Raw genomic sequence first — 13,708 nt, forward strand, 5'->3', positions numbered from 1 at the left:
CGATCGGGGCGGGTGTCGGTTCCGGTGCCCCACCCATTGCCAGTTCATCTGATTGTCGTGCACACGCAGATCGCGGGTGAACAGGGCTACCGACACGCCCATCGCTGCGCACCTCCACTCACCGCACCTGCCGTGGCAGGTGATTCGCATCGAGTTCGACGCATCGCTGTTGCAGCGAATACCGCCGGGCGACCGATACCACCGATCAGCGCTTCCGCCACTTTCCCGCCGAAGCCACCGAGTAGATCCACCTGCGAACGATGTCCGAGCACCCGCCCCTCCTTCGTTCAATGAGCACGGACGTGACGACCTACCCAATCCTACATCAATCGATGCATGATCGATGCATACTGGGGGTATCGCCGCACGCTCCACCTCAACGGCGCGGCCGCCGCAACATTGCGATGTTGCGGTGTCCAGGCCCGCGAAAGGCAGAATGATCGTCATGTCCGATGACTCGCCCCCCGACACCGACGCAACCGGATTCTCGGTACGCACCGTCGCAGAGCGCATCGGAATTCCCACCGCGACACTGCGCAGTTGGAATCAGCGCTACAGCATCGGCCCCTCCGAGCATCGGCGCGGTCGCCACCGCCTCTACTCCGAGGCCGATATCGCCCGGCTCGAACGCATGGTCCTGCTCGTACGAAGCGGCTCGAGCCCCGCGCGAGCGGCCGAGTCCGTGCGCGGGCGGCTGTCCGTCGCCGGTGACCACGCCTCACTCCTCGAGGCCGCCTTCGCCTCCGACCCCGGCACCGTACAGTCGTTGCTGCTGGCCCACATTCGCGCGTCCGGCGTCGTCGACACCTGGGATCGACTGTGCCGCCCGGCATTCGCGGAGATCGTCCAGCGACAAGGGGCGGGCGAAGGCTGCATCGACGTCGAACACGTACTCTCCTGGTGCATCACGGCCGCACTGCACCGCGCGATCCCGCCGCCGACCGATGCATCCGCGGCCACCGTCCTGCTCGCCTGCACCAGCGGCGAAGCGCACTCCCTGCCGCTCGAAGTCCTGCGCGCAGCACTCGCCGAACGCCACGTCGCGGCCAATATGCTCGGCCCCAACGTCCCCACCCCCGCCCTCGGCGACGCCCTCGATCGCAGCGCGCCGGGCTCGACGGCGGTGCTGTGGTCACAACAGGAATCCACCGCCCTCCTCTCGGCCGTACGCAAATGCGCCGAACGCGGCGCCCGAGTCCTACTGGCCGGCCCCGGCTGGCAGGACATCCCCACCCCCGACCCCGCCGAATTCGTCGACGACCTCCAGTCCGCGCTCTCGGAGCTACTCGGCGCCCACACGGCCGAGGTCACCGTCTCCGGAGGGTGATCGCCCCTCGATCCTCCTACTGCCTCACTCGTCCTGCGGGGTCGCTGATTCGTGCCAGCGGTGCAGCAGCAGCCACTCGATCAGCGTGACGAGGCCGAAAAGGACGAGGGCGATCACGCTCGCGACGATGACGGCGGCGAACAGCTGCGGAGTCTGCAGTTGGTTCGCGTACCGGGTGATCGCGTAGCCGAGGCCACCGGCGCCGCCTCCGATGCCCGCGGCGAACTCGCCGACGATAGCGCCGATCGCGGCCGAACTGGCGCCTATCTTCAGTCCGGTCATGATCTGCGGCACGGCGTGCGGGATCCGCAGGGAGAACAGCTGAGTACGCGGCGGCGCCCCGGCCATCCGGTACAGCTGCACCAGGTTCCGGTCGGTCGAGCGCAGTCCCTGGAGCGTGTTCGCCGCGATGGGGAACACCGCCAGCATGGCCGCGATGATGATGTTCGTCGCATTGCCCGCGCCGAACCAGACCACGAAGATCGGCGCGACCGCGATGATCGGCACGGTCTGCAGGATCACCAGGTACGGGTAGACACCGAGCTCCGCGACACGCCACCGCGCCATGACGAGTGCCACGGCGAAACCGCTGACCGCGGCGAGCAGGAATCCGAGATACGCCTCCTTGATCGTGACGATCGTCGGCTCGATGAGGTCGCTCGCGCCGGTTCGCAGCGCATCGAGGACGTCCAGGGGCCCCGGCACGAGATAGGCCGGTTGTCCGGTCACCTTGACCACGAGCTGCCACAGGGCGATCGCCACGACCGCGAACACCAGCGGGATTCCGATGCGGGCCAGCTGTTTGGCCCGGCTGCGCCGCGGCGGCCGTACCAGTTCCCGGTCGTCGGCGACGTCAGGGTGTTCCGCCGCCGCTTCCATCACGGTCACGGCGGTGGCCGGATTCTCTTGCGCTACATGGACAGAGCGTGTCATCGAACCATTCCTCTAATGCGTACCGGCGAGCATGCCGGCGATCTCACGTTCCATCTCGGCCAGCGCATCACGATCACGCGGCGCTGCGGGGTCGGCCGTGGGCGGGCTCGGGGACGTCAGGACCTGCTCGACCCGGCCCGGATGGGCGGCCATCACGACCACACGGTGAGCGATGTTCACCGCTTCCGCGATGGAGTGGGTGATGAACAGGGCCGAGAAGTCCTGCAGCCGCCACAGATCGAGCAGGACCTCGGACATGTGCGCGCGGGTGAACTCGTCCAGGGCCGCGAACGGCTCGTCGAAGTACATGATCTTCGGTGCGCTCGTGATCGCCCTCGCCAGCGAGACCCGCATCTTCATCCCGCCGGACAGCTGACGGGGCAGCGCACTCGCGAAGTCCGTCAGTCCGACCGTCTCGATCGCCTGCCGCGCGGCCGAACGGCGTTGCTGCTTCGGCATTTTCTTCAGCTTCGCGACGAGTTCCACGTTGCTCCGGACGTTGCGCCACGCCAGCAACGTCGGATCCTGGAACACGTACGCCTGCTCGGTGGCGTGCCGGGTGAGCGTGCCGCGGCTGACCTCGGTGAGCCCGGCGGCCATGCGCAGCACCGTCGTCTTGCCGCACCCGGAGGGTCCCACGATGGACACGATCTCGCCGGTGCGCACCGTGAGGTCCAGGGGCGTGATCGCGTGGTAGCCGTTGCGGAAGATCTTCTCCACCCCGCGGAACTCGAGCATCGGGGCCCGTCCGCGAGTCCCGGAGGTCGTCGTCTCGGTGGCGCTGGTCGTCATCAGTACGTGATGGGGTCGTAGGAACCGCTCGGGGCGGCCGGTTGCTCGGCGGCGGGAGCCAGGTCGCCGGTTACGTCGAAGTCCGCGACATCGTCGACCGAAATCGACTTCTTCACGACACCGAGCTTTCGCATCTGGTCGATCAACGCCTGCCACCGTTCCCGGTTCATCGCGCCGATCCGCCGCGCGCCGTCGCCCGCCAGGATGTACTTGCGCTGCGCGTCCCATTCGAACCACACCAGCGCGGCGTCCAGAGTTTTGTCGACGTCCTTGGTCAGGTGAGTGTTGACGTCCGTGGCGACCTTGACGTCGCCGACGTAGTCACGCCAGCCCTGGTTGCTCGCGGACACGAACTTCTTCACGATCTCCGGCCGAGTCTTCAGGAAGTTGTCCGTGACGTAGGTGACCGTGTTGTACGGGTTGAAGCCGATGTCGGAGAACGGGAGGAACTTCACCGCCGCACCCTGCTCGTGGGCGACGTAGGGCTCGTTCGAGGCGATGCCCTGCTGGACGAGCTTGTCGTCGTGCAGGAAGTTGGCGAGGCTGCCGGTGTACTGCTGCTGGGCGAAGGTGATGCCGAGCGTTTTCTTCGCCCACTCCGGGCCCAGGACACCCGGCGAGTTGAGCCACGTCATGCCCGCGGTGTCTTTCAGGCTGGCGATGCCGGTGTCCGCGTGCACCATCATGCCGGTGGCGCTGTCCTGCATGATGGCGTTGACGGCTTTGAGGGGGATCCCTTGTTCACGGGCAGCGACGATCTCGTTGGACCCGGAGCCGGTGATGCCGAATTGCACTTTGCCGCTGGCGACCAACTGCGTCCCCGAGACCTGCGGGCCGCCCGGTTCGATCGTGACGTCCAGGCCCGCGGCCTTGTAGTAGCCGAGTTGCTGTGCGGCGTAGAACCCGCCGCTCTCGGCGGTGGGCAACCAGCCCAGCACGACCGTGACCTTGGTCAGCCCGTCCGCGCTCTCGGCAAGGGTGCTCGCCGTGCTCGAACAGCCCGTCAGGACGAGAGCCGTGGTGGCCGCGACGGCGGCGACGCCACGCAATCTGGTGAGTATCTTCGACAAGGCGATCTCCTCGGTGGGGTGGTGAACTCGACGCCTGGCCCGGCTGCCGGCGGGTTGCGGAGGTAGGTGAACTTCGTTCGGGCTCAAGGTAAGACGACGGTGTAACGCGATCGTTCGGCGATAATTGCGCCGACGTTTCACACCGACCGGTTCGGTTACTTCCTGGGTCAGCTCACGATCGCGAGCGCTGGATTGATGATGGTCAGCTCGTCGAACTGCCGCTCGTCCACACCGCGAGCCAGGAGGCGGGGCCGGATGTTGCTGAACAGGTGGCTCAGCCCCCAACCGCCGTAGTGGGTGAACTGCGGTTTCATCGCGATGTCGTGGCTCACCAGCAGCTGGCCGCCGAAACCGGCGTCCAGCAGGGACAGCAGCAGGTCGATGCGATGGTGGTCGAACGATCGCAGGGGATACTCCCCACCCCTGCGCGCGGAGCTGGCCCACTGTTCCATTCCCCAGGTGTCGAGCTCGACCCAGCAGCCACGCCGGGCGACCTCGAAGGCGAATTCCGGCTCCGGGCGCTCGTCGCAGTGGCTGATGATCAGCTTGGCCGGATCCACGCCCAGGGCCAGTACCTCGTCGATCACCGGCAGCGTCGCGAGTGGATCGGGGTAGATCGTGCGATGGATGTTCAATGCCAGCCCGGATTCGAGCTGAGCCAGCGCCGCGCCGCGGACCACCTTGCGCTCGTCCTCGGTGGCGGGATTGCCGGTGCCGATCTCGCCGATGACCCCGGGACGCACGCCGGTCGCGCCGGCGCCGTCGTTGATCTCCTCGAGCAGCACATCCCGGATCACCTCGGCCGAGCAGTGGCGCACGTACGGCGAATGTGAGTGCTCGACGTACTCCCCGCACCCCATCACGACCGTGACCCCGGTCAGTTCGGCCAGCGCGCGCAACGCCTGCGGATCTCGGCCATAGCCGGGGATGCCCAGATCGACGACCGTGGTTCCGCCCACAGCCGCGAAACCGGCCAGCTCCTCCCGCGCGACGCCGAAATCGAGTTGCCGCATCGCCGACCGGTACGAGAACGGCTCCAGCTGAACCGCTCCGTGCAGCTCCGCCCGGTAGGGCTGGGTGTACTTCGCCAGCGAATCCGCATCGGACGGGTAGATCCACTGCGTACCCGCGTTCGCGATCAGATGCTCGTGCGGCAGCGTCACGCCCAGGGCGGTGGCCGCCACCGGACCGGTCACGCTCATCACGGTCTTCCCGGTCAGCGCCGCGCTCATGCGACCACTCCGGACCGCACCGATGCCTCGACCGGGATGCCCGCGCGACGCCGCACCTCGGCGATCAGCTCGGCTTGCTCGGCTGACGCGGTGAGCGCGTTCTGCCTGCCGGTGACCGGGGCGAGCAGGCATCCCGCCACGCCGTCGGTCTCGTGCAGCTCCCGCACGGTCTCGGCGGCGATGTCGAGTCCGGTGTCCTGTGGATTCTTGGCGTGGCGTAACCGTTCGAGGATCTGTTCGGGAATCGAGAATCCGCGCAGCCCGGCGTTCACCGCCCGCGCGATCGGCTCGCTCGGCATGATCGCGACACCGCCGAGCAGTGCGAAGGGACGCTCGTCGCCACGCAGGGCGTTGACCCCGGCGATGAACTCCCGCCAGCGGGGCAGGTCGAAAATATGTTGCGTGACAATGAAATCCGCGCCCGCACGCACCTTGCGCAGGACCTGCCGCGGGCGGTCGCCCAGTGGTGGCGCGAACGGGTGGGCCACACTGCCGAGGTGCAGATCGGGTTTGACCTCCACCGCTCGGCCGTTGTCGAATCGGCCTTCGGTGCGCAGCCGGTCGGCGATCGCCAGCAGGCGCGGGCTGTCCAGATCGAACACCGCTGTCGCCGAGGGTGAGTCACCGACCAGAACATGGTTGCCGGTGACCAGCAACGCATCCCGGACGCCGAGACTGGCCGCGCCCAGCAGGTCTCCCTGCAAGGCGATCCGGTTGCGGTCGCGGCAGCCGAAGGTGGGCATCACCTCGAGTCCGGCCGCCTTCAGATGCGCCACCGCCGCAATGTTTCCCATATGCACGTTGGCGCCGGAGTGATCGGTGACCGACACGATGTCCGCGACGTCCGACACCACGCGGGCCGCTTCGACGAACGTGCTCGCATCGGCGCTGTCCGCGCCGTTCACCTCGGCGATCACGGCGAACCGTCCCGAGTCCAGGTGCTGTTTGAACCGGCTGCCCGCACCGGCGGGGCCCGGCACCGAAAGATTCGCCAGGAACGCGGTTTCGTCCGCCGTACGCCGCGCCGCCAGGCCGGGATCGAGGAATACACACGTGCTTTCCGGCGCGGTCTCGCAGCCGCCGTCTGCGAAAACCCCGCCGCAGGGACCGATTTTCATGGATTTGGGACAGTTATAGTGAACGGGCAGCGCGGTCTGCATGGTTGTCCTCGATTCGGATTGTGGAGAGTTCAGCGGAATGGCTGCGTCGTCAGCGCGGGTTGGAGTGGCGGTCCCGGCAGCGGACCGGGATGAAGGATGGGTCGGCGGCGCGTGGCACGCGGTCGACCGCCTCACCGCGGCCGGGCTGGAGGTCGAGGCCGCGGTCGGGGACGTGCCTCGCGAATGGCTCGGCCCTACCGCACCCGATGTCGTTGTGCTGCACGGCATCCAGTACTACAACGCGGCGCTCGAACTGCTCGGCGCGACGGAGAGCGCCGTCCGGTCGGTGATCCTCAGCGACGTCCCGCTGGAGTACACCGACGGGACATCGGAGCCGCCGCCCGGCCTCACCCTCGTGGACTGGCGCTGGTGGGTGGGCGCGGAGCACGCGGGCCGAGCCGCGGCAGCGGAGACGGCGGGGCCGATCGGTTTCGTCGCGGGGCCCGCGGTGCCGACACAGCGGCGAACGGCGGCCGCTTTCGTCCGGGGCGTGTCCGATGTGGATGAGCGGCGGTCGGTCGTCGTGGTGCACCTGCCCGATTTCCGTGACGTCGACCGAGGCGCGGCCACCGGCGAACACCTGGCCCGGCATTTCGGGTGCGGCCTCGTCGCGCATTCGGCCGATGAGGCGGGCGCCGCGGCAACGGCTGCTGCCCGAGCGCTCGGCGCGACGACCTACGGATTCCTCACCCCGGTCGGCGATGACGCGGCGAGCATCCGAAGCGCGATCGCGCCGGTGCTGGAAAACCTGGTCCGCACAGCTGTAGCCGGAACGAAACTGCCCGGCATTCATACGTGCACTTGGGAGGCCGGTGAGATCTGGCTCGAACGCGCACCGTCGTGAAGACACCGGGAGTACGGGGAGAAGCACACCCCGAAGGTAAGACAGCGTTGTAAAGGTCTCGGGTCGCAGCGGTTTCATTCCTGTTGCGTCACAGGATGATTCGGCGAGCACCGGCACATCGGCCGGGTTACCCTGCTTTCTCACCACCAGAGGTACCGCGGCAACCGAACGGGAGCATCGATGGCAGACAGGGCAGGATCCGATTCGCTCCACGAGCAATTGCAGCGCATTTGCCGTGAAGCGGCGGAGATGGGGACGCCCCTGCCGCCGGAGATCGAACTGGCCCGGCGACTGGGCGTGTCCCGGCCCATGGTGCGCGAAGCGCTGGTGGGGCTGGAAGCGCACGGGCTCGTCGCCCGCCGGGCTCACCAGGGTACGTTCCCCAACGTGAGCGCCTTCTCCGTGGCGTTGCGGATCGACCAGTCCTACGAGCTGTCGACACTGCTCGAGGACGCTGGTTTCGAGGTCGAGGTGGACGTCATCAGCGTCGAATGGTCCACCGTGAACGATGTCGAGGCCGCGGATCTCGCGGTGCCGACCGGATCGCAGTGCCTGCGAGTGGTCAAGCGCTGGCTCGGCGACGGCACGCCCCGGATCGCCGCCGAGGACGTGATCCCCGCCCGGCGGCGCGACGACGTCGTCTTCGACACCAAGTACTCCGTCTTCGAGATCGTCGAGGTGCTGCGGGGCGAGTCGGTGGAGTGGGAGTCCGCGAAGATCGGGGCGGTGGTCCCCGAGGGCGCGTGGCGTGAGGTGCTGGCACTCGACGACGCCCGCCCGGCTCTATCGATCACGCTGGTGGGAGCGTCGCTGCACGGCACGCGCCTCTACCGGGCACACGAGTTGCATCTGATGGACGGCCTGGAGTACGGGATGGTCCGCCGGGCCGTCCGTCGCGGGTAGCGCAGGGTCGTTTCGTTTCACGGGCATAAACGTCGCGTAATTCCGCCGTCATGGCGCTGTCTGACCATGGATTACACGCGAGAAGTCGCGATCGCACACTTGCCCATCGAGGAGTTCCCTTGGCCGAAGCACCTGTGGTGAAACACGTCGACGACCTCGTCGCGCGCCTCATCGCCCCCACCGACCTCGTCAAACTCGTGCCGTTGACCGGTCCTGCCGACGGCTCGCCCGCGAGTGTGTTCTTCGAGATCTGGGAGCCCGGCGGAGCGCAACCGAAGAACTCCCACCCGGAATCGGTCGAGATCTTCCTGATCCTCAACGGTGAAGCCGAGGCCACGAGCGACGAGCACATGGTGCGACTCACCCAGGGCGATGTCCTGGTGCTGCCCAAGGGATCGACGCACACGATCCGGAACACCTCGGCGACCGAACGCCTCTACGCGGTCACGATCATGGCGACGGACAACGAGGGTTCCCTCCCGGACGGATTCGAGCACCTGGTGACCACGGGCACCCCGACGACGTTCGACGACCAGGACAAGCAGGCGATCTTCGCCGGTCTCCGGCAGTCATGATCCGCCAGTCCTGGCTTCGTTCCGCAACACACGTCGACCTACATCCCCCGGCCCCCGCGCCGCGCATCCGCGGCCTTCCCGCAAGGCCGCAGCAACTCGGCCTCGACCTGCGCCGAGCCGCCGTCGTGGTGATCGACATGCAGAACGACTTCTGCCATCCCGAAGGATGGCTCGGCTCCCTCGGCGTCGATGTTTCCGGTCCTCGCGCGGCCATCGAGCCCTGCCGGGCGTTGACCGAATCGGCCCGTGCCGCCGACATTCCCGTCGTGTGGCTCAACTGGGGCAACCGGCCGGATCGGGCGAACCTGCCCGCGAACGTCGTCCACGTGTACGATCCGGACGGCTCCGGCGGCGGTATCGGCGACGCGGTCGGGCGCAGCGACGCGGTCCTCACGGCCGGGAGCTGGGGCGCCGCAGTCGTCGACGAGCTGACCGTCGCCGAGGACGACATCCAGGTGGCGAAGTACCGGATGAGCGGCTTCTTCGACACCGAACTCGACAGCGTGCTGCGCCTGCGCGGAGTCGACACACTGCTCTTCGCCGGTGTCAACGCCGACCAATGTGTGCTGTCCACACTGTCCGACGCCGCCTGCCTCGGCTATAACACCGTGCTCGTCGAGGGCGCGGCCACCACCTCCTCCCCCGCCTTCTGTCTCGAGGCCACCGTCTACAACGTGCGCCAGTGCTTCGGTTTCACCGCGGCATGGCGGGACGTCGTCGCCATGCTGGAAGAATCCGATGTCTGAGCACACCCCGCGGCGAACCTCGTCGCTGCTGATCGCACACGCCCGGCTGATCACCGGCGCCCCGCCGGAGTCCGGCCTCCCCTACTATCTGGACGACGGGTGGGTACGGATCGAGCACGGGATCGTGACCGAACTCGGCGAAGGTACTCCGGTCCACGGCGATCTTCCCCTGCTCGACGCCGCGGGCCGGTTCGTGGCGCCCGGTTTCGTCTCCTCGCACAGCCACCTGTGGACCTCGGGCCTGCGCGGGCTCGCCGCCGATGACCAGCTCTACGACTGGGCGAACGTCGTGATGAGCGCCGCCCGCGAAGCCACCCTCGACCAGATCTACTGGGCGACACTGCACGGCGCTTTCGACTTCCTCAACGCGGGCGTCACCACGGCGTTCGACTTCACCGACCCGCGCGAACCGTGGGCGGACATGATCGATGGTCACCGCACCGAACCCGGTACTCACCTGCGGCCGCTCGAGCACATCCTGCGTCAGATCGACGCCAAGTACGACGCCGGAATCCGGTTCGTCAACGCCACCCGCCCGGACTCCGACATCGGCACCTTCGCCGAGATCCGCGCACGGTTCCGGGCAACGGTGGAGCACGTGCTCGGACTGGACCGTCGCTACGCGCTGGCCGCCGCCGTCATGGGCGGGGTCCAGTGGGCCGAGAACCGCGACGCCGCACGGCACGAGGTCGCGCTGATGCGGGAGTTCGGCGTCATCAACCAGGCACATTTTCTGGAGACGTCCGTGGCGCTCGCGCGCCACCGGGCGAAGTTCGACTGGTACGACAGCGCGGGCGCGCTCGGGCCGGATTTCATCTTCGGTCATTTCGTGCACCCGACACCGGAGTTCATCGCACGGACCGCGGCGACCGGCGCACGGATGAGCTGGCAGGCTGCCGCCAACGGACGGCTGGGCTCGGGTGTGGCGGACATCCCGGCCTTGGAACGGGCGGGCATCGAGATCGGCATGGGACTGGACGACCAGGCTTGCTCGGACCTCGCCGATCCCTGGCAGAACATGCGCATCGGCGCGTACAGCGTGCGGGCGAGCACGCAGGATCCGACCGCGATCTCGATGCGGCGCGTCCTGGAGATGCACACGCTCGGTTCGGCCCGGATCCTGGGCATCGACGACCGCGTCGGCAGTTTGGAGCCCGGCAAGTTCGCCGATTTCGTGCTCGTCGACCCCACCGCTCCCGACGTCGGCCCCTTGTGGCGACCGGTCGACGCCTACGTGCTGTCCTGCGGGCTGCGCAATCTCGTCGGGGTCTACGTGGGCGGCACGATGATCAGTGACGGGCGCCGGGCGCTGTCCCCGCTGGCAGCCGAGGCGAGCAGGCGGCTCCGCCTCGACGGGCTGGCGCCCGCGACCCGAGCGGCCGTGTGAATCCGGACGCGACGGATTCGGCTGTGCGCAGGCATGATTCAGATACTCGGCGGGGTGAGCAGGGTGACCGGTCCACAGTCGTGGCGCGTCACCGGATGGCCGAGCATGTCGTATCCGGCTGTGGCGGTCGTCGTTCCCTCGAGCAGCGCCGCCGCGGCCCGGGCAACTTCACCGGCAGCACGGCCGGGAAGTTCGCAGACGATGTTGTGCGCGGCCAGGATTCGAGTGACAGGCAGTTGCGCCAAACGCCGCGTCGAGGCGGCGAAACCGACCGGGTCCGCACCCGGACCGTGCAGCCAATGCGCCGCGGAGAGCACGGTATCGCCGGAAAGCAATGTGCCCGAAGATCTTTCGAACAAGCACAGGGCGTCCGGGGCATGTCCGGGCGTGTGCAGCACCTCGAGGCTTCGCCCGCCCAGATCGATGGTCTCGCCGTCGGCCAGGGTCCGGGTGACCGGCGTGGCCTCGACCGTCCAGCGTGTCAGGTCCGGCAGCGGGCGCGGATGACCGACACGAGCAAGGGTGAAGAAATACCGGGCGTCCAACTCGGCGAAACGGCCGAATTCGGCGACCACACGGGTCATCGCCCCCGTGTAGGCACGCAGGAATTCCCGATCCGCCGCGTCGTGCGCACACCCGGATCCGTGCTCGGTCGCGGCGGGATGGGCACAGAAATCCTGCACCTCCAGATGCGCCGCCAGATCGGCATTGCCGCCTCGATGATCGATGTGGTGATGCGAGGACACCACCAGCACAGGCAGATGCGTCAGCTCCCGCACGATCTCGGAGATGGGCGCGATCCCCAATCCCGAGTCGAACAGCAGCGCCGCGCGGGTTCCGATGACCAGATAGCAGGCCGCATGGCCGGGCTCGTTGATCATGTGGATGTCCCGACCGACCTCTCGCACGTCGAACCACGAGTGCGCGTCGATGCACGACGCCGGAGCCGATGGCCTCATCACACCTCACTGATGTTGATCACAGTTACATTTACCACCGTAGCGGCGAGGTATTTCCTCGACGTAAAGCTGCTGCGCCGAATGATCCGGATCACCAGAAGCCCAGCCCGGCAGTCGATCCCGGCACGAAGGTTCACGGCACTGTTACACGCGGAATGTTCATCACATCAACATTATCGGTACAGTCCGACCAGTGACCTTCGACGATCTGGACGACGACCTGCGATTGGCCTTCGCCGAATACGAACGAGCCCTGATGGCCAACGACGTTCCCGCCCTGGACGCCGCGTTCGCCGACGGCCCCCGCACCCTGCGCGGCGACTCCGGCGACGTGCTGGTCGGCCACGACGCGATCGCCGCGTTCCGGGCCGGTCGTGGCGGCGCACCAGCACGCACCCTGCTGCAGGTGCACACCCGCTCGCTCGGTCCCGACGCGCGGGTGATCGTGGCGCAGACCCGGCGCGCGGATGGGATGTGCGGCATCCAAACTCAGGTCTGGGAACGCAGCGGCGGACGCTGGGCGATCACGGTGGCCCATGTCTCCGCCGCACCGACTCCCGTGGCCACCCCTACCTCACCCGATGACCCGATCTGGCGTGTCGCACCGGGACCCGAGCCGCTCGCACGCGGCGGTGACGGCCCGTTGACGAATACCCGTGTCGCGGTGAAAGATCTGTTCGCCGTCGCCGGGCAGGCGATCGGCGCCGGAAATCCGGTGTGGCTGTCCGAGGCTCCGATCGAGTCCCGGCACGCGGCCGCGGTCGAGGCCCTTCTGGCGGCCGGGGCCGACGTCACGGGCATCGCGCACACCGACGAGCTCGCCTTCTCCCTGTCGGGCTCGAACGCGCACTACGGTGACACCCCCAATCCTGTTGCGCCGCAGTGCCTCAGCGGCGGATCGAGCAGCGGTCCGGCCGCCGCGGTCGCGGCCGGGCTCGCCGACATCGGCCTGGGCACCGATACCGCCGGGTCGATCCGCGTCCCCGCCTCGTACTGCGGGCTGTACGGCCTGCGCACCACGCACGGTGTCATCGACCGCACCGGGCTGGTGGGATTGGCGCCGAGCTTCGACAGCGTCGGACTGCTCACCCGCGATGCCGGTCTGCTGGCCCGGGCGGGTGCGGCCCTGCTCCCGCCGCAATCGGTCGAGCCGATCACCCGCGTGGTCGTGGCCGCCGAGTTGGTCGAACTGCTCGATCCGGCGGCACGAGAATCGTTCCGAGCCGCGGTACAGGCACTGACATTGTGCGGAGCGGCCTCCGGGACCGTGCTGGCACCGCCGGTCCCCGGCGCACTCACCTACCCGGACTCGGGCGGACTGGACGCCGTCTTCACCGCGTTTCGCACCGTGCAGACGGCACAGGCATGGGATACGCACGGCGAATTGCTGACCGCACATCCGGACGCGCTCTCCCCGGAGATCGCCGCCCGCTTCCACGCCGGACGTGATATCGACAGCGCCACAAGGCAATCAGCCCAGCGACTGCTGGACGCGATGCGCGCGGAGCTGCTGCGATCACTTCCCCCGGGCACGGTCCTGGCATTGCCGTCCACTTCCTCGGCAGCGCCGCGGCGCGACACCGACCCCGCACTCCTGGAGTCGGTGCGGCAGAAGACATTACGTCTGACCTGCCTGGCCTCCCTCGCCGGACTGCCCGCGCTGAGCATCCCCGCAGTGCGCGCGGACACCCGGCCGATCGGCCTGTGCCTGGTGGCCGCACCCGGACAGGATCACAGCCTCCTGGCCTTCGCCTCGGCACAGACCGACCCTCTCTAGCTC

Annotated in this window: 13 protein-coding genes; 7 read left to right on the forward strand and 6 right to left on the reverse strand. The window is 68.0% G+C overall.

Features of this window, described 5'->3' with window-relative positions:
• Nucleotides 1–445: 445 nt before the first annotated feature.
• Entirely contained in the window at nt 446–1,327 is an 882-nt protein-coding gene (locus ON40_RS18840; RefSeq protein WP_040824883.1) for a MerR family transcriptional regulator, read from the forward strand.
• A gap of 24 nt (nt 1,328–1,351) precedes the next feature.
• Here the strand turns inward: ON40_RS18840 and ON40_RS18845 are convergent, their stop codons facing one another.
• From ON40_RS18845 to ON40_RS18865, 5 genes are all read right to left on the reverse strand, one after another.
• Nucleotides 1,352–2,260, reverse strand: a complete 909-nt coding sequence (locus ON40_RS18845; RefSeq protein ID WP_083895763.1) for an ABC transporter permease — start codon at nt 2,258–2,260, stop codon at nt 1,352–1,354.
• 12 nt (nt 2,261–2,272) lie between these two features.
• Entirely contained in the window at nt 2,273–3,052 is a 780-nt protein-coding gene (locus ON40_RS18850; RefSeq protein ID WP_051193284.1) for an ABC transporter ATP-binding protein, read from the reverse strand.
• A complete protein-coding gene (locus ON40_RS18855) occupies nt 3,052–4,122 on the reverse strand; it encodes an ABC transporter substrate-binding protein (protein WP_169541878.1) in 1,071 nt (356 codons plus the stop codon). The genes ON40_RS18850 and ON40_RS18855 overlap by 1 nt, the downstream gene beginning before the upstream one ends.
• Before the next feature lie 167 nt (nt 4,123–4,289).
• Nucleotides 4,290–5,354, reverse strand: a complete 1,065-nt coding sequence (locus ON40_RS18860; RefSeq protein ID WP_040824802.1) for a phosphotriesterase family protein — start codon at nt 5,352–5,354, stop codon at nt 4,290–4,292.
• Nucleotides 5,351–6,514: a methylenetetrahydrofolate reductase C-terminal domain-containing protein gene (locus ON40_RS18865; protein ID WP_051193286.1), complete on the reverse strand. Its 1,164-nt coding sequence runs from the start codon at nt 6,512–6,514 to the stop codon at nt 5,351–5,353. Before ON40_RS18865 ends, ON40_RS18860 begins: the two co-directional genes overlap by 4 nt.
• A gap of 37 nt (nt 6,515–6,551) precedes the next feature.
• On the opposite strand from ON40_RS18865, the gene ON40_RS18870 reads away from it, so the two are divergent.
• The 5 genes from ON40_RS18870 (at nt 6,552) to ON40_RS18890 (ending at nt 10,969) form a co-directional block, all read left to right on the forward strand.
• Nucleotides 6,552–7,358 carry a BMP family ABC transporter substrate-binding protein gene (locus ON40_RS18870; protein ID WP_169541880.1) on the forward strand — a complete coding sequence of 269 codons (807 nt, stop codon included), beginning with the start codon at nt 6,552–6,554 and terminating at the stop codon, nt 7,356–7,358.
• 180 nt (nt 7,359–7,538) lie between these two features.
• A complete protein-coding gene (locus tag ON40_RS18875; protein WP_083895767.1) occupies nt 7,539–8,261 on the forward strand; it encodes a GntR family transcriptional regulator in 723 nt (240 codons plus the stop codon).
• A gap of 119 nt (nt 8,262–8,380) precedes the next feature.
• A complete protein-coding gene (locus ON40_RS51210; protein ID WP_063713043.1) occupies nt 8,381–8,836 on the forward strand; it encodes a cupin domain-containing protein in 456 nt (151 codons plus the stop codon).
• Nucleotides 8,833–9,582 carry a cysteine hydrolase family protein gene (locus ON40_RS51215; RefSeq protein ID WP_085997742.1) on the forward strand — a complete coding sequence of 250 codons (750 nt, stop codon included), beginning with the start codon at nt 8,833–8,835 and terminating at the stop codon, nt 9,580–9,582. Before ON40_RS51210 ends, ON40_RS51215 begins: the two co-directional genes overlap by 4 nt.
• Nucleotides 9,575–10,969: an amidohydrolase family protein gene (locus ON40_RS18890; protein WP_051193288.1), complete on the forward strand. Its 1,395-nt coding sequence runs from the start codon at nt 9,575–9,577 to the stop codon at nt 10,967–10,969. Before ON40_RS51215 ends, ON40_RS18890 begins: the two co-directional genes overlap by 8 nt.
• A gap of 38 nt (nt 10,970–11,007) precedes the next feature.
• Here ON40_RS18890 and ON40_RS18895 read toward each other — a convergent pair whose 3' ends face one another.
• Entirely contained in the window at nt 11,008–11,928 is a 921-nt protein-coding gene (locus ON40_RS18895; protein ID WP_040824810.1) for an MBL fold metallo-hydrolase, read from the reverse strand.
• Between the two features lie 193 nt (nt 11,929–12,121).
• Here ON40_RS18895 and ON40_RS18900 point away from each other — a divergent pair, with 193 nt between their 5' ends.
• Nucleotides 12,122–13,705 carry an AtzH-like domain-containing protein gene (locus tag ON40_RS18900; RefSeq protein ID WP_051193289.1) on the forward strand — a complete coding sequence of 528 codons (1,584 nt, stop codon included), beginning with the start codon at nt 12,122–12,124 and terminating at the stop codon, nt 13,703–13,705.
• Nucleotides 13,706–13,708: the final 3 nt, after the last annotated feature.

It is taken from the genome of Nocardia jiangxiensis NBRC 101359, assembly GCF_000308615.1.
In the GTDB taxonomy this organism is placed as follows: Bacteria; Actinomycetota; Actinomycetes; order Mycobacteriales; family Mycobacteriaceae; genus Nocardia; species Nocardia jiangxiensis.